We start from the raw sequence: 21,224 nt of genomic DNA, 5'->3' as shown, positions 1-21,224 counted from the left end.
CGGAAGGAGAATTCGATGTTTGATCTGACTGGCAAGACGGCGCTCGTGACGGGTGCAACCGGCGGCATCGGCGGCGCGATCGCGCAGGCGCTGCATGCGCAGGGCGCGACGGTCGCGATTTCGGGCACGCGGCGCGAGGTGCTGGACAGCTTCGCTGCCAAGCTCGGCGAGCGCGTTCACGTGCTGCCGTGCAATCTCTCCAGCAAGGATGACGTCGAGGCGCTGGTGCCGGCGGCGGAAGCCGCGATGGGGCAGGTCGACATCCTGATCGCGAATGCCGGCATCACCCGCGACAACCTGTTCGTGCAGCTGCGCGACGAAGATTGGGACGAGGTGATTGCGGTCAACCTGACCGCGACATTCCGCCTGGCGCGCGCGGCGACCAAATTGATGATGCGCAAGCGCTTCGGCCGCATCATCGCCATCACCTCGATCGTCGGCGTCACCGGCAATCCGGGGCAGGGCAACTACACCGCGTCGAAGGCCGGCATCATCGGCCTGATCAAGACGCTGGGCGCCGAATACGCCAAGCGCGGCGTGACCGCGAACTGCATCGCGCCGGGCTTCATCAAGACGCCGATGACCGATGCGCTCAACGACAAGCAGCGCGAAACCATCCTGGCGAAGGTTCCTGCGGCGCGGCTCGGAACGCCCGAGGATATCGCTGCGGCAGCCGTCTATCTGGCCTCCAACGAGGCCGCTTACGTCACCGGGCAGACGATTCACGTCAACGGCGGGATGGCGATGATTTGAGCTGGTTGCTGGCTCTCGCAATGCGGCGAAAAGCCGTTTTCGGGAGCCGGTTCAGGCGTGTAGTCAAGGCTTTGGAAGTATGATAGCTGAACCCCCCATGGATGGGCAAAGAACGCCATTGCAGGATTTTGAAACCCTGTATATTGGCGTGGCGACGCCTGCCGTTCGCCGGGGCTTTAATCGGCTACGACCGGGCCGAATCAAGACTATGCGCGACTGAGTAATCGAGACGACCACGATGGCTCGTATCGTCTTGGGGTCGGGTCCAATGGAACAACGAGGTTGAACGATGAGTGAGATTGGCGAGCGGGTTAAGAAGATTGTGGTCGAGCACCTTGGTGTCGAACCCGAGAAGGTGATCGATAGCGCGAGCTTCATCGATGACCTCGGCGCCGACAGCCTCGACACGGTCGAGCTCGTGATGGCTTTCGAAGAAGAATTCGGTTGTGAGATTCCCGACGACGCCGCGGAGACGATTCTGACCGTGGGCGACGCGACCAAGTTTCTCGAGAAGAACGCGAAGAGCTGACGCCGATCGCGAAGTTGACGGGGCCGGACGGACCGTTATCAAGCGGTCCCCCGGCTTCTTATTATCAGCCGCGCATTACTGGCCGGAGACGTTGAAATGAGACGGGTTGTCGTCACGGGGCTGGGCATGGTTACACCGCTCGGCTGCGGCGTTGACGCAACTTGGGCGCGTATCCTCGCCGGCGATAGCGGTGGCAAGAAGATCGACACGTTCGAGGTGTCCGACCTGCCGAGCCAGGTCGCCTGCTACATTCCGCGCGGCGATGGCTCGGGCGGCACCTTCAATCCCGATCAGTGGATGGAGCCGAAGGACCAGCGCAAGGTCGATGACTTCATCCTCTATGCGATGTGCGCGGCCAGGCAGGCGCTCGACGATGCCGACTGGCATCCGAAGTCCGATGAGGACCAGTTCGCGACCGGCACGATGATCGGCTCCGGTATCGGCGGCCTCACCGGCATTGCCGAGACCGCGGTGCTGCTGAAGGAACGCGGACCGCGCCGGATTTCTCCCTTCTTCATTCCTGGCCGCCTGATCAATCTGGCGTCCGGCTACGTTTCGATCGAGCACGGCCTGAAAGGGCCCAATCATGCGGTCGTCACGGCGTGCTCGACCGGCGCGCACGCGGTCGGTGACGCAGCGCGGCTGATCGCGCTCGGCGACGCCGAGGTGATGCTCGCGGGCGGTGCCGAATCGCCGATCTCCCGCATCGGCATCGCTGGCTTCTGCGCGGCGCGCGCACTGTCCACCGGCTTCAACGACACGCCGGAAAAGGCGTCGCGGCCCTACGACAAGGACCGCGACGGCTTCGTGATGGGTGAGGGCGCCGGCGTCCTGGTGCTCGAGGAGTACGAGCACGCCAAACAGCGTGGCGCGAAGATCTACGCCGAGGTCACCGGCTACGGCCTGTCGGGCGATGCCTTCCACATCACCTCGCCGCCGCCGGACGGCAATGGCGGCTTTCGCAGCATGAGCATGGCGCTGAAGCGCGCCGGCCTCGTTGCATCCGATCTCGACTACATCAATGCGCACGGCACCTCGACGCTGGTCGGCGACGAGATCGAGCTCGGCGCGGTCGAGCGTCTGCTCGGCAATGCGGCTTCGAAGGTTTCGATGTCGTCGACCAAGTCGGCGACCGGACATCTGCTTGGTGCGGCCGGTGCGATCGAGGCGATTTTCGCGGTGCTGGCGATTCGCGATAACGTGGTGCCGCCAACCATCAATCTCGACAATCCGTCGGTGCAGACGGCAATCGATCTTGTGCCGCATACGTCGCGCAAGCGTGACGTGAATGTGGCGCTGTCCAATTCCTTCGGTTTCGGCGGCACAAACGCCTCCGTGATCGTGCAGCGCGTGACCAATTAGTAGTCTTTAGAACTAGTCCACCGTTTTGCCGTATTCCGCGGTGACTCCTAATAGCGGGCGTATGCTATTGGCAGGGCAGGGGTTTGTCCGGCCACGATTCAACCGGCAGGATATTGGTTTGCATCGATGAGTGAGAGGCCGCCCATTTCACCGAGGAGTCCACGTGCGGCGCTGGAGCCCGAACAGGTTCCGCCGCCGCCCAAGCGTTCGGATCGCGCCCGCAATCCCTTCGTGATCGTCGGCAATGCCATCTTCACCATCCTGATCATCCTGATGATCGGGGCCGGCGCGACCTACTACTACGGCAAGCAGACGCTGGAATCCCCGGGGCCGCTGCAGGAAGACAAGATCGTCAACATCCCTGCGCGCGCCGGCAAGCGCGACATCGCCGACGTGCTGTCGCGCGAGGGCGTGATCAACGTCAATCCGTGGGTCTTCATCGGCAGCGTGTTTGCGCTGAAGGCGAGCTCCGACCTCAAGCCCGGCGAATATTCGTTCCAGAAGAATGCCAGCCTGCGCGACGTCATCGCCACCATCGTCGACGGCAAGGTGGTGCAGCACGCCATCACGATCCCGGAAGGTCTGACCTCGGAGCAGATCGTGACGCGGCTCTCCGACAACGACATCTTCACCGGCTCGGTGCGCGAGATCCCGCGCGAGGGCACGCTGTTGCCGGAGACCTACAAATTCCCCCGCGGCACCACGCGCGACCAGGTGATCCAGCGCTTGCAGCAGGCGCAGAAGCGCGTGCTCGCGGAGATCTGGGAACGCCGCAACACCGATTCGCCGTTGAAATCGCCGGACCAGCTGGTGACGCTGGCCTCGATCGTCGAGAAGGAAACCGGCCGCGCCGACGAGCGCAGCCGCGTCGCCGCCGTGTTCGTCAACCGCCTGCGGCAGAGGATGAAGCTGCAGTCCGACCCGACCATCATCTACGGACTGGTGGGCGGCAAGGGAACGCTGGGGCGTCCGATCAAGCGCAGCGAGATCACCCAGCCGTCGCCCTACAACACCTATGTGATCGACGGCCTGCCGCCGGGACCGATCGCCAATCCCGGCCGCGCCTCGCTGGAGGCGACCGCCAATCCGGCGCGCACCCGCGACCTGTTCTTCGTTGCAGACGGAACCGGCGGCCACGCCTTTACCGAAACCTACGATCAGCACGCCAAGAACGTTGCCAAGCTGCGCGCGTCGGAAAAGCAGATCCAGAACGACACCGTCGAGCCGGCCGATGATCCTGCGCCTGCCGCCGCGGCGCCCGGCGCGGCCGACACCAATCCCACGGCGGCTACGCCGCCGAAGCCCACCAATCAGAAGAAGCCGCCGCGCAGCGGTCGCCAGGGCGCGGCCCAGCAGACCGTTTCGCCGCCCGTCGTGCAGCGCTAAAGCGCGATGCGATCATCGCGCTTTAGCTTCTTGTTCGAGCATGGTCTTTCGGAAGTCCGCTTCACGCTTTTCCGGACCATGCCGTAGCTCTGCATTTCCCGAGGGTGGACGTAATTCCACTTTCACGGAATCCGTTCTAAAGTTGCATCGGCTGCCCAGGAGTCTCGTCGTCTCCGGGTGAGTCCCATATCCTTCTGTTGGAGAGTTTCACGCGATGGCGCTATCGAGCATGACCGGCTTTGCCCGAAGCCATGGCGCGAGCGGTCCCTATACGTTCGAGTGGGAGCTGAAGTCGGTCAACGCCAAGGGCTTTGACCTGCGGTTGCGGCTGCCGCCGGGTTGGGACGAACTGGAAGCCCTCGCCAAGAAGCGGGCCGGCGAGTTGCTGTCGCGCGGCACGGTCTACGCCAATCTCAGCGTCAAGCGCACCGATGCGGCGCAGACCATCCGGATCAATGAGGACGTGCTGGCCGCGGTCGTGAAGGTCGCAGGTGAGCTCGCGCAACGGATCGACGCGGTGGCGCCGAGCATCGACGGATTGCTCGGCATCAAGGGCGTCATCGAGGTGGTTGAGCCTGCGAGCGATGAGGACGAGGACAAGGCGGCGCGCGAGGCGGCAGCGAAGGCCTTCGAGCAGGCGCTCGGCAGCCTCGTCGAGATGCGCCGCCGTGAGGGCGATGCGCTGGGCCAGATCCTGATGCAACGGATGGACGAGATCGAGCGGCTTGCGAAGCGCGCCGAGACGGCGCCCGGCCGCAAGCCCGAGGCGATCAAGGCGCGGCTTGCCGAGCAGATCGCAGCATTGCTGGAGACTTCCGATCGCTTCGATGCCGACCGGCTGAGCCAGGAGGCGATCCTGATCGCCACCAAGGCCGATATCCGCGAGGAGCTCGACCGCATCGCCTCGCACATCGGCCAGGCGCGCGAAATGATCGGCAAGGGCGGACCGGTCGGGCGGCGGCTCGACTTCCTCGCCCAGGAGTTCAATCGCGAGGTCAACACATGCTGCTCGAAGTCGAACGACGTCGAGCTGACCAACACCGGGCTTGAAATGAAGAACGTGGTCGAGCAGTTCCGCGAGCAGGTCCAAAATCTGGAGTGAACGATGACGGCGCAGGGTTTTGACGGCGTTGAGCGGCGCGGACTGATGTTCGTCCTGTCCTCGCCTTCGGGCGCCGGCAAGACGACGCTGTCGCGCATGCTGATCGACCGCATGCCGGGGCTGAGGATGTCGGTGTCGGCGACCACGCGGCCGAAGCGGCCGGGCGAGGTCGAGGGCCGTGATTATTTCTTCGTCGACAAGACCAAGTTCGAGGCGATGGCCAAGCAGGGCGAGCTGCTGGAATGGGCCACCGTGTTCGACAACCGCTACGGCACGCCGCGCGCGCCGGTCGAGGCCGCGCTCGCGGCCGGGCAGGACGTGCTGTTCGACATCGACTGGCAGGGCACCCAGCAGCTGCGCGAGAAGGCGCGCGCCGACGTGGTCAGCGTCTTCATCCTGCCGCCGTCGGCCGCCGACCTCGAGAAGCGGCTGCACACCCGTGCACAGGATTCCGAGGAAATCATCCGCGGGCGGATGAATCGCGCCACCCATGAGCTGAGCCACTGGGCGGAATACGACTACATCGTCGTCAACCAGAACGTCGACGACGCCTTTGCCGAGGTGCAGTCGATCCTGAAGGCCGAGCGTCTCAAGCGAGAGCGCCGTACTGGCCTCACCGAATTCGTGCGCGGCCTGCAGCGCCAGCTCGAGAAGTAACCTTGCCGGGATCGTGGCCCGATCCGGGATCGTGATGCGATCGGAGGGATCGCATCACCGGTCATTTCGCGCGCCCTTTAGTTCGCCGCGCTGCGCGCCAGCCGCTGCAGCATCGCGGCGATCTGCTTGTTGTCCTGCTCGGTTTGATCCGGCTCTCGCGGCGTCTCGCGGCGAGCGGCCGGCGTCTCGGCGCGGCGCGGAACCGGTGTCTCCGACCGGCGCGGCGCGGCCTCCGACAGGCGCAGCGGACGGTCGCGGCTGACGACTGCCATCGGTGGCGCCGGTTCGGTGTGGAGTGAATCCCAGGGCGCACGCCATTCGTCGCTGATCTCGTAGGGCGGCGTACGGGTGCGGGTCAGCCGGAACACCAGCGCGCTGACGAGGCCAGCCAGCGCCAGCGCGCCGATCATCACGATCAGCAGCATCTGCGTCGAGGAGGACGACTTCTCGGCGGAGGCCTCGGCCGTCACGGGGGCGGCGGGTGCCGGCGCGGCTGCCGGTTGCGGAGACGCGTCCGCCTGCGCGACCACGGTCGGCTGGTCTGCGGCGTGCCGGGTTCCGTTGGTCCCGGCCATGCTCGATGCGTCCAGCCATCGGGCGTTCACGTCCGACGTCTGGGCGTTCGTGCCTGACGCCGCCGGATCGGTGGCCGCTGCCGCACCGCCGGCTTGACCGGCGGCGGGCGGCGCGACCGGTGCTGCTGCGGCCTGCGGTGAGGGCCATTCGGCATGGGCATCGGCGACGGACTTGCGCATGGCCGGCTGTGGCGGCGCCGGCTGGCTCTGCGGCGGCTGCGCGTCGGCCGTCGCCGTGTCGGGGGCGGCCGCGGGCTGCTGCTGCGCGGTCGCGGTCTTGGCAACAACCTTGTTCTTGGCGTCACCGAGGTACCAGCACTTCTTTTGGGTGCTGCGGTCGAGGTGATAGAACCAGTGGCTTCCCGCAGGCGCGGTTCCCTTCGGCGCGGACTGACAGGTGTCGGCCGTCTTGGCATTCGTAGTATCGGTGCTCGCCGTGCCGGCGGCAGTCTGGGCCATGGCCGTGAAGTTGGCAGCGGCCAACATGCTGACGGCAAGCGCCGCAGCGAATTTCGCTGAACGATTTGACATACGCGTCCCCGGTATTCTTTTTTACGCAAACGCTGGTGACGCCAATCTCGGTAAAGAGTTGGGTCGCAATGCGCCGCAAATCCGGAACGGGTGGGGCTTAATTGAGGCTCGCGTCGCACCGCAATTGCGGTGCGCGGAAGGCTGGAGCACGGGCTGAATGATTTGCTCGGTCGGCCGTCAGGTTCCGCAGGACCAAAGCTCGCGTTTTTGCTGCAAGACCGCTGCGTCCCGCCGGCGATGGCAACGCCGGCGGGACGTCTTGTCTGAACAATATCTCCGCGCCAACGCGTTCCGCGTTTGTCGCAGGGAAAACCGCTACGCGCTTTTCCTGCCTTAGTTCTTAAGGACGATGCGTCCGACGACCTTGCCGGCGCGCAGCTCTTCGATCCATTTCTGGACGTCGGCCATCGGCTCTTCCTTCATCGGCGTCGGCTTGATCTTGCCAGCCCGGGCGAGCGCCATCAGCTCCTGGCCCTCGGCCAGCGTGCCCACCATGAAGCCTTCGATGGTCATGCGCTTGTAGACCCATTGCACCATCGGCAGCGTGAACTGGCCGCCCATCAGGCCGGACACCACGATCTTGCCGCCGCGTGCGACGGTCGACACCGCAAACGCCATCGACTTCTCATTGCCGGCAAAGTCGACGACGCCGTCGAAGCCGCCGTCGCTCTCCTTCAGCATGCGCTTGACGACATCGGGCTCGGCGGGATCGTAGGCCGCCGCCGCACCGTTCTTCAGCGCGGTCTCGCGCGCCGCGGGGCTCAGATCGGCAACCGCGATCGGCTGCTTGAACATCGCCTGCGCGAACGACAGGCCCATCATGCCGACGCCGCCGAGGCCGATGAGCAGCAGATTGCGCTGGCGCGGACGATCGACCAGGCGCTTCAGCGCGCCATAGGCGGTCACGCCGGAGCACATCAACGTGGCGGCCTGATTGACCGGAAGCGGATCGTAATCGAGCAGGTATTTCGCGTCGGGCACCAGCACGTGGGTGGCGAAGCCGCCGTCGATCGAGACGCCGAGGAAGCGCTGCTTGGCGCAGAGATTCTCGTCGCCGGCGAGACAGTCGCGGCACTGGCCGCAGCCGATCCAGGGGAACACCGCCTTCTTCGATCCGACCAGATCCTTCGGTGCGTCGGGACCGACTTCGTCGACGACGCCTGCGATCTCATGGCCGAGCGTGAAGGGCAGCGTCATGCCGCGGGTGGTGTCGAGCTTCTTGCCGCCGCCGAGATCGGCGTAGCCGTCCTGGATGTGGAGATCGGAATGACACAGGCCGCAGCGCTCGATGCGCACCAGCACTTCGCGTCCCTGCGGCTTGGGCGTGTCGACGATGGTTTCGCACAGCGGTGCATCGAATTTGACGAGGGATTGGCGAACCATACGCGCCATTACGTTTTCTCCTGATGTTCTATTTTGTGGACCGTATATCGGCCAATTCCCTGGCCATGGCAACAAAGCCCGCGACCGGGATGGTTTCGGCGCGCCGCGTCGCGTCGATCCCGGCCGCGGCGGCAAGCCGCGCCGGATCGACCGACAGCGATTTCAGGCTCTGGCGCAGCATCTTGCGGCGCTGGCCGAAGGCGGCGGCGGCGACCTGTTCGAGCATGCGGCGGTCGCACGGCTCCGGAGTGGCGCGCGGTATCAATCGTACCACCGAGGATGTCACCTTCGGCTGCGGCACGAAGGCTGCGGGCGAGATATCGAACAGGATCTTGGTTTCGGCGCGCCAGTTGGCGAGCACCGCGAGCCTGCCGTAGGCTTCCTCGTCCTCATGGGCGACGATGCGCTCGGCGACCTCGCGCTGGAACATCAGCACCATGGTGTCGTACCAGGGCGGCCACGGCTCGATCGACAGCCAGTCGACCAGCAGCTGGGTTGCGATGTTGTAGGGCAGGTTGGCGACGATCTTGGCCTTGCCGCCATCGAGCAGGGGGCGCGGATCAAAGTGCTGCGCGTCGCCATGCACGATCTCGATGCGGCCGGGATAGCGCTTGACGATGTAGTCCAGTGCATCGATCGCGCGCTCGTCGCGCTCGATGGCGATGACGCGCCTGGCGCCCATCGCAAGCAGCGCGCGCGTCAGTCCGCCGGGGCCGGGTCCGACCTCGATCACGGTGGAATCTTCCAGCGGGCCCGCGGCACGGGCAATGCGAGCGGTGAGATTGAGATCGAGCAGAAAATTCTGGCCGAGCGATTTGCGCGCCGACAACGAATGCTCGCGAATGATGTCGCGCAGCGGTGGCAGATCGTCGATCGCGCTCACTTAGCTTGATGCCGCGGCCATGCGCGCGGCGAGCCGGAGGGCGGCGATCAGGCTCGAGGGATTGGCCTTGCCGGTGCCGGCGATATCGAATGCGGTGCCGTGATCGGGCGACGTCCGGATGAAGGGCAGGCCCAGCGTGACGTTGACGGCGTCCTCGAACGCGACGGTCTTGATCGGGATCAGCGCCTGGTCGTGATACATGCAGAGCGCGCAGTCATAGGTCTTGCGCGCGGCTGCGTGGAACATGGTGTCGGCCGGCAGCGGGCCGCGGGCGGCAATGCCGTCGCGGCGCAGAATCTCGACCGCGGGCGCGACGATCTCGACGTCTTCCATGCCGAGCGTGCCGTCTTCGCCGGCATGCGGGTTGAGGCCTGCGACGGCTAGCCGCGGCGAGGCGAGGCCGAACCGCGCCTTCATGTCGGCGACCACGATCCGCGCCGTCGACACGATCAGGTCGGTCGACAATTGCGCCAGCGCCTCGCGGACCGAGACATGGATCGTCACCGGGACGACGGCGAGCGCCGGCGACCACAGCATCATCACCGGCTGCGGCGCAGGTCCGCCGCGGGCGGCAAGCTCGGCGAGGAATTCGGTGTGGCCGGGATGGCGGAAGCCGGCGCGGTACAGCACGTTCTTGGCGATCGGATTGGTGACGACGGCGCTGGCCTTGCCCGACGCGACATCGGCGACGCCCTGACGGATCGACGCCAGCGCGGCATCTGCGCTCGTTCCGTCCGGCTTGCCCGGCTGCGCCGTCGCCGCCTTGCCGGTCGCAACGACGGGCAGGGCCCGTGCAAATGCCGCGGATGCCTCCTCGGCGCTGACCTCGGCAAACTCGACGGCAAGTCCGAGCGTCCTCGCGCGCTTGGCGAGCGACGCGCGGTCACCGAGCAGGTAGAACGGCGGGAGATCGAGTTCGCGGCGGCGCAGCCACGCGGCGAGCGTGATGTCGGGGCCGATGCCTGCGGGCTCGCCGCATGTCAGTGCGAGAGGTTGAGCCATGCGTCAACGATAGTCGATCATCGTCCGCCTGGATATTCGATCATCGCGGCTTTTCGAACTTCCTGCAGGTAGGCCTTCGACTTCGCCTCGTACTTCTGCACGTACATCTTGTCCCGCATCTCACGCTTCTTCGGCGTGTCCACGGTCGTCGCCTTCCTGCCGCAGAGGGCGACCATTTCGATGCCCTGCTTGGTGACTTCGGGAGGGGTGAGGTGGCCGACCGGGGTCTTGTCCAGGATGTCGCGCAGCGACTGCGGCAGGTCGGCCGACGTCTTGACGACGATCTCGCGGATCGCGGCGTTGCGCATCGACTTGAAGAAGGTGTTGGCTTCCTCGCAGCTGGTGACGCGCTCGCGCAGGGTGTCGGCTTCCTTGCGGCGGTTCTCGAATTCGGATTGCGGAGAGCCGCGGGGCACGATCAGAACGACCGGCTGCATCCGGTATTCGAACGCTTCGGCGTCGGGTGCATCACCGGTCTCCTTGACCGCCGTGGCGACGTCCTTTTCGCCGACCTGCAGGCTTTCCTTGAAGCGGCCGCGGACCAGGCTGGTCCAGACCATGTCGGCCCTGATGCGTTGCTTGAGCGTATCGGGGCGGATGCCCTTGCTCTCGAGGACCTTGGTCAGCTGGTCGTTGTTGAGCCGCATCCGCTGGGCCATGCCGCCGTAGGACTGTTCGATATCGTTGGCGGTGGGATCGACGCCGAATTTCTTGGCTTCCTTGATCTTCAGCTTCTCGTCGATCAGCTCGTCGAGGATGGCCTTTCGATCGGGATTCTTGCCGCCGGTCAGGGCGTTCAGCTTGGCGCGCTGCTCGATGTCGAAATTGGTGATGGGTTCGCCATTGACCATCACGGCGATGGTCTGGGCGTGCAGTCGCGCACTGCCCCCGAACAGGAGGAAAAGAGCCAGCAGGGAACTCAACACTAGCTGATAGCAGCGCGTTGGCAGGCTAGCGGTCGTCATTGTGGTCATGTCAGCCGTTTAAACCAGTTCAAGCCGGGGCCACCGGCCCGCGGGCAATAAAGCCCTCAATTCAAGCCCCCAATTCAAAACCCCTTGGCGGGCCCCTCGTTCGCTATTGCACGCCAGCGGAGCTGCTGGTCGTGGAGGTCTGGGCGATCGTCCGCAGCCCGATCTGGAACATGAACGCGTGGCTGAGGACGGGCGGCTGCGAGCCTGCCTGATAGGTATAGGACGTGATGTAGTTCGCAGCCAGCACGAAGCAGTCGTCCACGTAGCCCGCGCCGACGGCGTACTGGTTGATCTTGTTCGCTTCAAGGTCCCAGCGCGCCGCACCCTGAACCACCCAGTTCGACGCCACCTTGATCGAACCGCTGGTGAGGATGCCCTCGCGGCGGGTGAGGTAGCCGAGTTCCGGCTGCGCTGCATAGTCGCCGTAGGTTACGGCGATCGACCAGCGGTCGAAATTCGCGCTCGCCGTGGCCTCGAACCGGTTGATGTTCCAGGTCGCTTCATCCATCCGCGAGCGGACGCTGAAGGTGTAGGTGCGGTTGGGCGAATAAGCGAGGCTCGCGACATAGTCCGAGCGCGGGTTCTGCAGGCCGGAATCGACGCCGGTGTTGGTGACGTCGGCGACCGCGAACGAGTTCATCCCGAACATCTGGTAGGACTGTCCGAACATCCCCTTGATGCTGCCGCCATGGTCGAACTGCGTGGTGGCCTGCACGCCGACATTGGCGCGGCTGCCGCCTTCGACGCGGTCGTAGCCGGAGAACTTGTCGACCGCGAACAGGTTGCTGGTGTCGAACACCAGGCTCTGTGCGTCCTCGTTCGGAAGCTTGCCGGCATTGGGTTCGTTGGGTCGGATGATGACCTGCGCGATCGGCTCGACGGTGGTCGTGCCCCACGGCTGCACGTTGATGAAGGGATAGCGGTATTCGAGGCCGACGGTCGGCATCAGGCGGACCGTCTGGGTGTCGCCGACCGGCAGGAAGTTGGAAACGCCCGGCTGATTCGAGACGTCGGCGTTGATCGCATCGGCGCGGACGCTGGCGAACGGCGTCCAGATCTGGCCGAGCGGGTCGGTGTAGGACTTGCGCCACTGCGCTTCGGCCGTCAGGCGGGTGTAGGTGCCCGGCATGCCGCGCAGCAGGCACTGCGACGGCGTGCGCGCCATCGGATCGGCCGATGTGGTCAGGCACAGGCTGTTGGTGTTGGCGGTCGTCGTGATCGGATCGAACACCGCGGTTTCGCGTGTCAGGTTGACGAAGTTCATCTTGTAGCTGAACTCGCCGCCCAAGATGTTGTTGTTGATCACGTTGTTGTAGTCGATCACGGGCGCGACCACCGGGACCTGGTTCTGGTTACCCGAGTAGCTGAGATAGTAGATCGCGCGCGCGTCGAAGAAGCTGCGGTTGCCGACACCGGTCAGATAGAGCTGCGAGATCGCTTCGGTCGGCAGCGACAGGAACGAACCGAACGGATCCTTGTACTGGGCGAGCCGGTAGTCGGACATGAAGAAGTAGTCGGACAGCAAGACGCCGTCCCAGCCCCAGACCCATTTGTCGTTCAGCGCGAACTGGCCCTTGGTGTCGACGCCCCAGCGGAAGTCGCGGTCGCCCGGCTGGCCGGTAAACTGACCCCGATCGAGCTGGTCGATGCCGTAAAGCCTGATCTGATAGGAGCCATCCACGAAGCGCTGGCGGAATTCGGTCTGCAGCAGCACGCCCTGCTTGGAGGTGATGCGCGGACTGAAGGTCGCGTCCATGTCAGGCGCGATCGCCCAATAATAGGGGATTTCGACGCCATAGCCGAACGCCGTGTAGGTGGTGAAGCCCGGCATCAGGAAGCCGCTCTTGCGCTTCACGGTCGGATCGGGCGTCGAGAAATAGGGCATGTAGGCCATCGGAACGCCGAAGAACTCGAGCTGGGCGTTCTCGAAATAGAGCATCTTCTCGGTCTGATCATGGATGATGCGCGCGCCCTTGACCTGCCAGAGCGGCGGCTTCTTCGGATCATCCTTACAGGGTGCGCAGGCGGTATAAACGCCGTTGTCGAACACCGTGTAATTGCCGCTGGACCGATCGGCGCGGGTCGCCGCCATGCGGGTCTGGTCTTCGGTGTCGACGCGCAGCGAATCGACGAAGCCGTCGCGGTAGTCGTCGCTGAGATCCACGATGTTGGCGTAGGTGATCTTGCCTTCCGCATCGGTCATGCGGATGTTGCCTTCGGCATGAAGACGCTTGGTCTTCTGGTCGTAGATGACCTTGTCGGCCTCGACGCTGGTGCCGTTGTAGAACATCTGGACGTTGCCGACGGCCGAGATGCGGCTGTTGTTGTAGTCGTAGTCGACCTCGGTCGCCTGAACGAGCATCTGCCCGTCATTCTTGGCCGGCGGGCGGACCGGCTTCGGCGGACGCGGATTGTAGGTGAACGACTGCGCGGCAGCCGGCGTCGACGCGACGACGTCGAGCGCGCTGACTGCGACGAACGCAGCAAGGAGAGCAGATATCGAAACGCCAAACGCGGCCATACGGCTCCGTTGACGGCGCAGGGCACTGCGCCGCCCGGATACAGGCGACCTCAACTGGCGGGCGGCGACGGTAGCCACTACCCGTCCTCCTGGTACAGCAAAGCTAAGAAACCGGTGAGGCTACCCACAACGACAGGCAGCCACGCCGCAGCGATGGGATGCATCAACTCAGCCTTGCTCAAATCTTCAGTTACTTTCGACAGGACGTAGAGCAGAAAGCCTGCGCCCACGCCACTCAAAACCATCTTCTGCACGCCGCCCATCCGGAAGAAGCGGAGGCTCACAGAAGCCGCCAACATCACCATCGCAGCCAGCAAAAACGGCTGCGCGATAAGCTTGTGATACTGCAAGCGATAGCCAGCCGTCGCGAACCCTGAGCTCTCCGACGAACGGATGTAGTTCGGCAGTTGCCAAAAGGACACAGTTTCGGGGGTGGAGAAACTGTTGCGCACCTGTGCAGGGGTCAGGGTGGTAGTCAGGTAGAAGGTGTCCTGGTCCACCGGAGCCTTATCGAGGGTGTATCGGCGTACTCCCGTGAACGCCCAGCGGCCTTCTTCGAGCGTCGCTTCGCGGGCCTCGATTCGTTCCTTGAACTGCAGCGCCGTATCGAATCGGAACACCGTGAGGCCGGTCAACCGAATGCCCTGCTGCTCGCTGCGGGCTGCATTGATGATCGCCTGACCTTCGTCGTTGATCTGGTTGAGCCAGAAACCGGACGCGTCCTGGATGCCGCCGCCCGGCGCCGAGCCGAACAGCTCGGCCTCCATCCGTTTGGAGAGCTCACGCAGATTGGCCGATACCGGATTGTAGGCGGTGGTCGCGAAGATGCCGAGCACGATGGCACTGACCAGCGCGGGCGAGATGAATTGCCAGGCCGAGACGCCGGCGGCGCGCGCGACCACGAGCTCCAGCCGCCGCGACAGCGCGAGATAGCAGGTCATCGCGCCGATCAGCACGCAGAACGGCATCAGCTTCTCGAGCAGCTGCGGCACGCGGAACAGCGAGGTTTCCGCGACCGTGATCGCGGAGGCCCCGACAAGGCTCGACGTCTTGCGCACCATCTCGATGTAGTCGACCAGCACGAGCAGCACGAAGATGCCCGCGAACACGCCTACCGCCGCGACCACGAAGCGGCCGGCGAAATAACGCCCGAGCGTATTTGTGACCATGCTCATGCGGTGGCCGGCCTCCGGAAGAGGCGCGCAATGCGTTCGTTATTGCGGTTGATCGCTTCCATCAGCGCCGGCGGCGGTTCGACGACCACGCCGCCGATGATCATCCAGATCCCGACGCCGATACCGGCGAACAGCATCAGATATTGCACCAGCGCCGCCAGCGGCGTCTTCACGGCCATGACCGAGCAGGCGAATCCGACCATGCGCAGGCCGAACACCGCGAAGACCGAGCCGCCGATCGAGAAATTGCGGCTTTGCCTCGTGGTGCGCGGCGCCCCGAGGAAGGCAAAGGTGAGAGCTGCGAACGCAAACGGATAGATCGGCGCCATGAAGCGATCATGCAGCTCCGCGAAGAACTGGCCCGACAGCTGCTGATAGGTCTGATCGTTCTCGTCCGGCCACATCAACTCCCAGAGATAGCGCTCACGGATTCCAAGCGTGACGTCGCGGCCCTGCGAGAATTTCGACATGTCGAACGCGTAGCGCTGAAACACCACCAGGGTCGGATCGCGCTTGCCGACTTCGAATCGCTCGAGATTGCCGTCCTCCAGCACGAGATATGAGCCGCTCTCGTTCTTCAGCACGGTGCCGTGGTCGGCGACGATGGTGACGCGCTGCTGCGGATCGCGGCGATCGTCGACGAAAACGCCGCCGAGCACGCCGCCGGGCAGGCGCTCGCGGATCCGAATCGTCAGGTTCTGATCGAGCTGGGCGAAGCGGCCGGGCTGCAGGATGTTGGTCAGAACGTCGGCGGTGATCTCGGCATCCCATTGCTTGATTCGGCGCATGCCATCGGGGGCGAGATAGGCGCCGATGAAGGCGACCAGCGCCGCCACCACGCAGGTCGCGAAGAAGAACGGCCGGAACAGCCGGAACGGCGAGAAGCCCGCCGCGTTCATGACGATGATTTCGGAATCGGTGGCGAGCTTGTTCAGCGTGTGCGAGATCGCGATCATCAGCGCGATCGGGGCGATGATCAGGACCAGGGCGGGGATCACGAGGCCGGTGATGCCGAGGAAGGTTACGATGGTCTGACCCTGGCTGGTCATCAGGTCGATGCCGCGCAACGCCTGCGTAATCCAGATCACGCCGGTAAGGCTGACCAGGACAAGCGCAAACGACGCCAGCGTCGTTTTGAAGATGTACTTGTCGATCGACCCCATCGCTACCGCACGACCCCCAAAGACCCCTGCACGCAACCAAACGCGCGGCTTTCGACCAATCCCGTCAACCCGGGTTCCCCTATGGTCGAGCCGCGGACTCGTCCGGCTCATTCTCTGTTCACAATCTCACTACCATCCCTTTGATCCGTCAACAAAATGGCCGGGCCAAGGCACGCTTAATTTATGGTTAATTAATCGCTTTTGTGGCCTTCCGGCCACTCCGGCGCTTGGCAGCGGCGCAGCCGGCAGGTCATAGTGGACCGCAAGCCCGGTCCGGGTCGCTCCGGACCACCATCGCAATGCTCACCCCCGCGTGCCGGAAGGGCCGCCTCAGGCCCGAGCAACACCCTGAGTTCTGGAGGATTTTCCTATGTCCGACGCCGTCAAGGTCGGCTTTGTCCCGTTCTCCGCGTCCGCCCGCGGCATTCTGGTGGTCTTTTGCGACGAGCAATTGAAGCTGGGAGCCGCCACCCGGAAGGCACTGGGAGCTGCCGCCGAGACGGTCAAGCGGGCTGCGGCCGCCAACCAGTTCAAGGGCAAGAGCGGGGCCGCCCTCGACATCCTGGCGCCGGAGGGAATCAAGGTCGACCGGCTGATCGTGATCGGCACCGGCAAGACGGCCGACCTGAAGGAGAAGGACCTTCTCAAATTCGGCGGTGTGGTGGCCGGCAAGCTCAACGCCGGCAGCGGTGCGATGACCGTCCTCGCGGAATTGCCCGATGCCGCGATGACAGCCGGGCAGGCTGCGACGATTGCAACCGGCATCCGGCTGCGCGCCTACAAGTTCGACCGCTACAAGACCAAGAAGAAGGACGGCGAGGACGGCGCGGTACGCGCCGACGTCTCGATCGCGGTCGACGACGTCGCCTCTGCCAGGAAGGCGTTTGCCCCCGATTCGTCCATCGTCGACGGCGTCAACCTGGCGCGCGAACTCGTCAACGAGCCGCCGAACGTGCTGTACCCCGAAGAGTTCGCGCGCCGCGCCAGCCAGCTGCGCAAGCTCGGCGTCACCGTCGAGGTCCTCGACGTCAAGGCGATGACCAAGCTCGGCATGGGCGCGCTGCTCGGCGTCGGGCAGGGCTCGGTACGGCCCAGCCGCACCGTGATCATGCGCTGGAATGGCGGCAAGAAGAGCGAGGCGCCGGTCGCATTCGTCGGTAAGGGCGTCTGCTTCGACACCGGCGGCATCTCCATCAAGTCGGCCGGCGGCATGGAGGATATGAAGGGTGACATGGGCGGTGCGGCCTGCGTGGTCGGGCTGATGCACGCGCTCGCGGCGCGCAAGGCCCGCGTCAACGCGGTCGGCGCCATCGGCCTCGTCGAGAACATGCCCGACGGCAACGCGCAGCGTCCGGGCGACATCGTCACCTCGATGTCCGGCCAGACCATCGAAATCATCAACACCGACGCCGAAGGGCGCCTCGTGCTCGCCGACGTGCTCTGGTACGTCGCCAAGAAGTGCAAGCCGAAATTCATGGTTGATCTCGCAACGCTGACCGGCGCGATCATGGTCGCGCTCGGCACCGATTACGCCGGCCTGTTCTCCAACAATGACGAACTCGCCGAGCGCCTCGCCAAGGTTGGCCTGGAGACCGGCGAGAAAGTGTGGCGGATGCCGCTCGGTCCCGAATACGACAAGCAGATCGACTCGCAATTCGCCGACATGAAGAACACCGGCGGACGCAATGGCGGCTCGATCACGGCTGCGCAATTCCTGCAGCGCTTCGTCGACGGGACGCCCTGGGCGCATCTCGACATCGCCGGCACCGCGATGGGCGCGCCGAAGACCGAGATCAATCAGAGCTGGGGCTCGGGCTACGGCGTCCGGCTGCTCGAGCGTCTCGTCTCCGAGTACTATGAAGCCAAGAAGTAATAGAGTGTCAGCCGGCGCATGACCGAGGTTCTGTTCTACCATCTGCAGAACATGACGCTGGAGAGCGTGCTGCCGCCGCTGCTCGAGAAGTCGCTCGAGCGCGGCTGGCGGGTGGTCGTGCAATCGACGTCGCAGGAGCGCGCCGAGACGCTCGACGCGCATTTGTGGACCTACAGCGACGATTCGTTCCTGCCGCATGCGAGTTCGCATGTGGCCGACGCCCAGGACCAGCCGATCATCCTGTCGGTCGAGGAGGGTAATCCGAACCGGGCCAATGTCCGGTTCCTGGTCGACAATGCGGCGCTGCCGGCCGACTGCGACAGCTACGAGCGCCTCGTCCTGGTGTTCAACGGCGACGACCCCGACGCGGTGGCTTCGGCGCGGGAGAGCTGGACCGCTTGCAAGGCCCGCGGCTTCGAGGTGACCTATTGGCAGGCCGACGAGCGGGGACGCTGGCAGCGGCGCCAATAGCGATATCGATGAATTAATGATAATTCGACGTTTCCGGGGGCGGGTCACGGTCATGCCGCAAAGTGATGTTCGGACAAGCCCTTAGGTAGAGGGGTTAGGAGCCTTGTCGATCGTGCGTGATGGAACATTCAGTCGGAAGTCGCTGCTGGCGTTGCTGGTACTTGCACCGGGCCTCGCCGGCTGCTCGAGCGCGTCCGACATCTTTTCGCGTGACGCGGATTGGTTCTCGCGCCCGGGACGGGTGTTCATCCGCAACATCTCGATCGAATCGCCGCCGCTGACGCCGGACAAGCCGGTGACCAACGACGATCTCGTCAGTGCCGACGGAAGCTGTCCCGGCATGGCGCCGCCCGCGGGTGCCACCGACGCGAACGCGCAGGCTCCCGGCGCGCCGCCGCCGCAGCCGACCGGCGGCAGTGTCGCTCTCGGCCACACCGAATGCGACGTCGTGCGTGGTATCGGCGCCCCTGACAGCGTCAACCTGTCGAGCGGGCCGGGCGGCGAGCGCGTCGCGGTCGTGACCTGGTCGCGGGGCGCGCGCGCCGGTATCTATACGTTCAGCTCGGGACGCCTGACGTCGGTCGAGCGCGGTCCGGATGCTGCGCCGGAGCCGAAGCCCGCGAAGCCGAAGAAGAAAAAGACCGCGCACGGCTAAGCCGCGGGCGCTCCCTCGCAAATCTAGTTCGCGGCTTCGTCGAGTTCGGCGCTGGCTTCCAGCCATTCTTCCTCGGCGCGTTGCAGCGCGCTCTCGGCGCCGGCGCGCGCCTTGGTCAGCTGTGCGGCCTGCTTGGGATCGCGGGTGAAAATATCGGGCAGCGCGAGCGCGGTATCGATCTTTGTGATGATGCCGTTGATGCGCTCGATCTCGCTCTCGGCCTGCGCGATCCGCTGCCTCGGCGAAGCGCGTTTCTCATTGCGGACGCGTTCCGGCTTTGCCGGCTCCTTGACGCGCTCGCGCGACGCCGGCCGGCTGTCATTCGAAGACAGGATCATGCGGCGATATTCGTCGAGATCGCCGTCATAGGCCGTCACGGTCTGGTTGGCGACTACCCACAGACGATCGGCACAGGCCTCGATCAGATAGCGATCGTGCGAGACCATCATGATGGCGCCGGGGAATTCGTTGATCGCCTCGGCCAGCGCCGCGCGGCTGTCGATGTCGAGATGGTTGGTGGGCTCGTCCAGGATGATCATGTTGGGGGCGTAGAACGTCGCAAGCCCGAGCAATAACCGCGCCTTTTCGCCGCCTGACAGGCTCTTCACCAGCGTGTCGCCGGCCTTGCCCGAGAAGCCGATCGCGCCGACACGGCCGCGCACCTTGCTCTCCGGTGCCTCGGGCATCAGCTTGCGGATGTGATCATAGGGCGAGCCGTCGAGATTGAGCTCGTCGACCTGGTGCTGGGCGAAATAGCCGACCGACAGCTTATCGGCCCGCGTGATTCTGCCTGCGAACGGCGCGAGCTTGCCTGCCAGCAGCTTGACCAGCGTCGACTTGCCGTTGCCGTTGGAGCCGAGCAGCGCGATGCGGTCGTCGGGATCGACGCGCAAGGTCACGCGATTGAGCACGGGCTTGCCCGGCTCGTAGCCGACCGAGACGTCATCGACTGCGATGATCGGCGGCGATAGTAGCTTCTCCGGTGCCGGAAAGGAGATCTCGCGAACGTCCTGGGTCACCAGCGCGGTGGTCGGCTTCATCCGCTCCAGCATCTTGACGCGCGACTGCGCCTGCCGCGCCTTGGAGGCCTTGGCCTTGAAGCGGTCGACGAAGGCCTGCAGGCGCTTGCGCTCATCGGCCTGCCGCTTGGCGTGCTTGGCGTCGAGCAATTCGCGCGCGGCGCGCTGCTCCTCGAATGAGGAATAGGTGCCCTTGTAGAGCGTGAGCTTGCCGCGATCGAGGTGGAGGATCTGATCGACCGAGGTGTCGAGGAGATCGCGGTCGTGGCTGATCACGATCACCGTGCGCGGGTAGTTGGCGAGGTGATTCTCGAGCCACAACGTGCCCTCGAGATCGAGATAGTTGGTCGGTTCGTCCAGCAGCAGGAGATCGGGTGCAGAGAACAGCGTCGCCGCCAGCGCGACGCGCATGCGCCAGCCACCGGAGAATTCTGCGCACGGCCGCGCCTGGTCTGATGTCGAGAAGCCGAGGCCGGAGAGGATCGCCGCGGCGCGGGCAGGGGCCGAGTGGGCGTCGATGTCGACCAGCCGGGTCTGGATCTCGGCGATCCGATGCGGGTCGTGCGCGGTCTCGGCCTCGCGCAGCAGCGCGTCGCGCTCGAGGTCGGCCTTCAGCACGACGTTGATCAGGCTTTCGGGCCCGTCAGGCGCTTCCTGCGCGAGGCTGCCGATCCGCCAGCGCGGCGGAAGCGCGATGTTGCCGCTCTCGGTCGGAAGCTCGCCGCGGATGGCATGAAACAGCGTCGACTTGCCGACGCCGTTACGGCCGACAAATCCGACGCGTGCGCCGGGCACGATTTGCACAGAACTGTGATCAATCAACAGCCGCCCGGCGATCCGGACTGAAATGTCAGTGATGGAGAGCATGCAGCGTTGTCACCGGACCCGCCGCCAAACGCAACCCGTCTGTCGGTAAAATCTATCCGGACGGCTGTTGCAAAAAAACGCAATGGGGCTGCCGATCAGCCCGCAATATCTACTGGCGCTCGTTTTCCCGGCGTTGCATTTCCTCGAGGAGTTGCTGCAGGCGGGACGAAAGTGCGGGTTCTGGCCGCATGCTTTGCTGGAGCCGTTCACCCACGGCATCGCAGATGTAACGGCAGGTCTTGCGATCAATCTGATCGGGATCGTTGTGGGTCTGGGTCATTGTCATCGTCATGGCTCTTGGCATGTGCCTTGGAATGTTTCTTGGAGTACTTCTTGGCGAGTT

Annotated in this window: 19 protein-coding genes; 9 read left to right on the top strand and 10 right to left on the bottom strand. The window is 64.7% G+C overall.

The genetic code is table 11. The features are described 5' to 3' along the window. Positions 1 to 15: 15 nt before the first annotated feature. From fabG to gmk, 6 genes are all read left to right on the top strand, one after another. Positions 16 to 753: a 3-oxoacyl-[acyl-carrier-protein] reductase gene (gene fabG, locus CO675_RS31200; protein ID WP_097675609.1), complete on the top strand. Its 738-nt coding sequence runs from the start codon at positions 16 to 18 to the stop codon at positions 751 to 753. A gap of 289 nt (positions 754 to 1,042) precedes the next feature. Further along, positions 1,043 to 1,282, top strand: coding sequence for an acyl carrier protein (locus tag CO675_RS31195; protein WP_056294916.1), 240 nt, complete (start codon positions 1,043 to 1,045; stop codon positions 1,280 to 1,282). Between the two features lie 96 nt (positions 1,283 to 1,378). Then, entirely contained in the window at positions 1,379 to 2,644 is a 1,266-nt protein-coding gene (fabF, locus tag CO675_RS31190) for a beta-ketoacyl-ACP synthase II (protein WP_097675608.1), read from the top strand. A 126-nt stretch (positions 2,645 to 2,770) separates the two neighbouring features. Further along, positions 2,771 to 4,030, top strand: coding sequence for an endolytic transglycosylase MltG (gene mltG / locus CO675_RS31185; protein ID WP_097675607.1), 1,260 nt, complete (start codon positions 2,771 to 2,773; stop codon positions 4,028 to 4,030). Positions 4,031 to 4,244: 214 nt separating this feature from the next. Next, a complete protein-coding gene (locus CO675_RS31180) occupies positions 4,245 to 5,132 on the top strand; it encodes a YicC/YloC family endoribonuclease (RefSeq protein ID WP_097675606.1) in 888 nt (295 codons plus the stop codon). 3 nt (positions 5,133 to 5,135) lie between these two features. Beyond that, entirely contained in the window at positions 5,136 to 5,789 is a 654-nt protein-coding gene (gene gmk, locus CO675_RS31175) for a guanylate kinase (protein ID WP_097675605.1), read from the top strand. Between the two features lie 77 nt (positions 5,790 to 5,866). Here the strand turns inward: gmk and CO675_RS31170 are convergent, their stop codons facing one another. The 8 genes from CO675_RS31170 to lptF form a co-directional block, all read right to left on the bottom strand. Then, on the bottom strand, positions 5,867 to 6,895 hold the full coding sequence (locus CO675_RS31170) for a hypothetical protein (protein ID WP_097675604.1): 1,029 nt from the start codon (positions 6,893 to 6,895) through the stop codon (positions 5,867 to 5,869). A 333-nt stretch (positions 6,896 to 7,228) separates the two neighbouring features. Next, positions 7,229 to 8,287: an alcohol dehydrogenase gene (locus CO675_RS31165; protein WP_097675603.1), complete on the bottom strand. Its 1,059-nt coding sequence runs from the start codon at positions 8,285 to 8,287 to the stop codon at positions 7,229 to 7,231. 19 nt (positions 8,288 to 8,306) lie between these two features. Continuing rightward, positions 8,307 to 9,161, bottom strand: a complete 855-nt coding sequence (rsmA, locus tag CO675_RS31160; protein WP_097675602.1) for a 16S rRNA (adenine(1518)-N(6)/adenine(1519)-N(6))-dimethyltransferase RsmA — start codon at positions 9,159 to 9,161, stop codon at positions 8,307 to 8,309. Continuing rightward, positions 9,162 to 10,163 (bottom strand): 4-hydroxythreonine-4-phosphate dehydrogenase PdxA, encoded by a 1,002-nt coding sequence (gene pdxA / locus CO675_RS31155; protein WP_097675601.1) that lies wholly within the window; start codon positions 10,161 to 10,163, stop codon positions 9,162 to 9,164. 17 nt (positions 10,164 to 10,180) lie between these two features. Continuing rightward, positions 10,181 to 11,128: a SurA N-terminal domain-containing protein gene (locus CO675_RS31150; protein ID WP_097675600.1), complete on the bottom strand. Its 948-nt coding sequence runs from the start codon at positions 11,126 to 11,128 to the stop codon at positions 10,181 to 10,183. Positions 11,129 to 11,240: 112 nt separating this feature from the next. After that, positions 11,241 to 13,658 (bottom strand): LPS-assembly protein LptD, encoded by a 2,418-nt coding sequence (locus CO675_RS31145; RefSeq protein ID WP_097675599.1) that lies wholly within the window; start codon positions 13,656 to 13,658, stop codon positions 11,241 to 11,243. A gap of 77 nt (positions 13,659 to 13,735) precedes the next feature. Next, complete coding sequence (gene lptG, locus CO675_RS31140) at positions 13,736 to 14,833, bottom strand: LPS export ABC transporter permease LptG (RefSeq protein ID WP_092113464.1); 1,098 nt, start codon at positions 14,831 to 14,833, stop codon at positions 13,736 to 13,738. Next, positions 14,830 to 15,996 (bottom strand): LPS export ABC transporter permease LptF, encoded by a 1,167-nt coding sequence (lptF, locus tag CO675_RS31135; RefSeq protein ID WP_097675598.1) that lies wholly within the window; start codon positions 15,994 to 15,996, stop codon positions 14,830 to 14,832. The genes lptG and lptF overlap by 4 nt, the downstream gene beginning before the upstream one ends. A gap of 370 nt (positions 15,997 to 16,366) precedes the next feature. Here lptF and CO675_RS31130 point away from each other — a divergent pair, with 370 nt between their 5' ends. The 3 genes from CO675_RS31130 to CO675_RS31120 all read left to right on the top strand — a co-directional run bounded on the left by CO675_RS31130 (position 16,367) and on the right by CO675_RS31120 (position 18,995). Beyond that, a complete protein-coding gene (locus CO675_RS31130; RefSeq protein WP_097675597.1) occupies positions 16,367 to 17,869 on the top strand; it encodes a leucyl aminopeptidase in 1,503 nt (500 codons plus the stop codon). A gap of 18 nt (positions 17,870 to 17,887) precedes the next feature. Beyond that, positions 17,888 to 18,340: a DNA polymerase III subunit chi gene (locus CO675_RS31125; RefSeq protein WP_097675596.1), complete on the top strand. Its 453-nt coding sequence runs from the start codon at positions 17,888 to 17,890 to the stop codon at positions 18,338 to 18,340. A gap of 103 nt (positions 18,341 to 18,443) precedes the next feature. Further along, positions 18,444 to 18,995 carry a hypothetical protein gene (locus CO675_RS31120; protein ID WP_097675595.1) on the top strand — a complete coding sequence of 184 codons (552 nt, stop codon included), beginning with the start codon at positions 18,444 to 18,446 and terminating at the stop codon, positions 18,993 to 18,995. Positions 18,996 to 19,018: 23 nt separating this feature from the next. Here CO675_RS31120 and CO675_RS31115 read toward each other — a convergent pair whose 3' ends face one another. Both CO675_RS31115 and CO675_RS31110 read right to left on the bottom strand, forming a co-directional pair. Continuing rightward, positions 19,019 to 20,881 carry an ABC-F family ATP-binding cassette domain-containing protein gene (locus CO675_RS31115; RefSeq protein WP_097675594.1) on the bottom strand — a complete coding sequence of 621 codons (1,863 nt, stop codon included), beginning with the start codon at positions 20,879 to 20,881 and terminating at the stop codon, positions 19,019 to 19,021. A 109-nt stretch (positions 20,882 to 20,990) separates the two neighbouring features. Further along, on the bottom strand, positions 20,991 to 21,161 hold the full coding sequence (locus CO675_RS31110; RefSeq protein WP_245453006.1) for a hypothetical protein: 171 nt from the start codon (positions 21,159 to 21,161) through the stop codon (positions 20,991 to 20,993). Positions 21,162 to 21,224 lie beyond the last annotated feature (63 nt).

This window comes from Bradyrhizobium sp. C9, from assembly GCF_002532045.1.
GTDB lineage: Bacteria > Pseudomonadota > Alphaproteobacteria > Rhizobiales > Xanthobacteraceae > Bradyrhizobium.
Note: the sequence above shows the minus strand (reverse complement) of the source record. Positions and strands in the feature narration are given on the sequence as shown.

Coding starts and splice junctions, on each gene's coding strand:
- fabG (WP_097675609.1), top strand. CDS start 16: ATGTTTGATCTGACTGGCAAGACGGCGCTCGTGACGGGTGCAACCGGC.
- CO675_RS31195 (WP_056294916.1), top strand. CDS start 1,043: ATGAGTGAGATTGGCGAGCGGGTTAAGAAGATTGTGGTCGAGCACCTT.
- fabF (WP_097675608.1), top strand. CDS start 1,379: ATGAGACGGGTTGTCGTCACGGGGCTGGGCATGGTTACACCGCTCGGC.
- mltG (WP_097675607.1), top strand. CDS start 2,771: ATGAGTGAGAGGCCGCCCATTTCACCGAGGAGTCCACGTGCGGCGCTG.
- CO675_RS31180 (WP_097675606.1), top strand. CDS start 4,245: ATGGCGCTATCGAGCATGACCGGCTTTGCCCGAAGCCATGGCGCGAGC.
- gmk (WP_097675605.1), top strand. CDS start 5,136: ATGACGGCGCAGGGTTTTGACGGCGTTGAGCGGCGCGGACTGATGTTC.
- CO675_RS31170 (WP_097675604.1), bottom strand. CDS start 6,895: ATGTCAAATCGTTCAGCGAAATTCGCTGCGGCGCTTGCCGTCAGCATG.
- CO675_RS31165 (WP_097675603.1), bottom strand. CDS start 8,287: ATGGCGCGTATGGTTCGCCAATCCCTCGTCAAATTCGATGCACCGCTG.
- pdxA (WP_097675601.1), bottom strand. CDS start 10,163: ATGGCTCAACCTCTCGCACTGACATGCGGCGAGCCCGCAGGCATCGGC.
- CO675_RS31150 (WP_097675600.1), bottom strand. CDS start 11,128: ATGACGACCGCTAGCCTGCCAACGCGCTGCTATCAGCTAGTGTTGAGT.
- CO675_RS31145 (WP_097675599.1), bottom strand. CDS start 13,658: ATGGCCGCGTTTGGCGTTTCGATATCTGCTCTCCTTGCTGCGTTCGTC.
- lptG (WP_092113464.1), bottom strand. CDS start 14,833: ATGAGCATGGTCACAAATACGCTCGGGCGTTATTTCGCCGGCCGCTTC.
- lptF (WP_097675598.1), bottom strand. CDS start 15,996: ATGGGGTCGATCGACAAGTACATCTTCAAAACGACGCTGGCGTCGTTT.
- CO675_RS31130 (WP_097675597.1), top strand. CDS start 16,367: ATGTCCGACGCCGTCAAGGTCGGCTTTGTCCCGTTCTCCGCGTCCGCC.
- CO675_RS31125 (WP_097675596.1), top strand. CDS start 17,888: ATGACCGAGGTTCTGTTCTACCATCTGCAGAACATGACGCTGGAGAGC.
- CO675_RS31115 (WP_097675594.1), bottom strand. CDS start 20,881: ATGCTCTCCATCACTGACATTTCAGTCCGGATCGCCGGGCGGCTGTTG.
- CO675_RS31110 (WP_245453006.1), bottom strand. CDS start 21,161: ATGACCCAGACCCACAACGATCCCGATCAGATTGATCGCAAGACCTGC.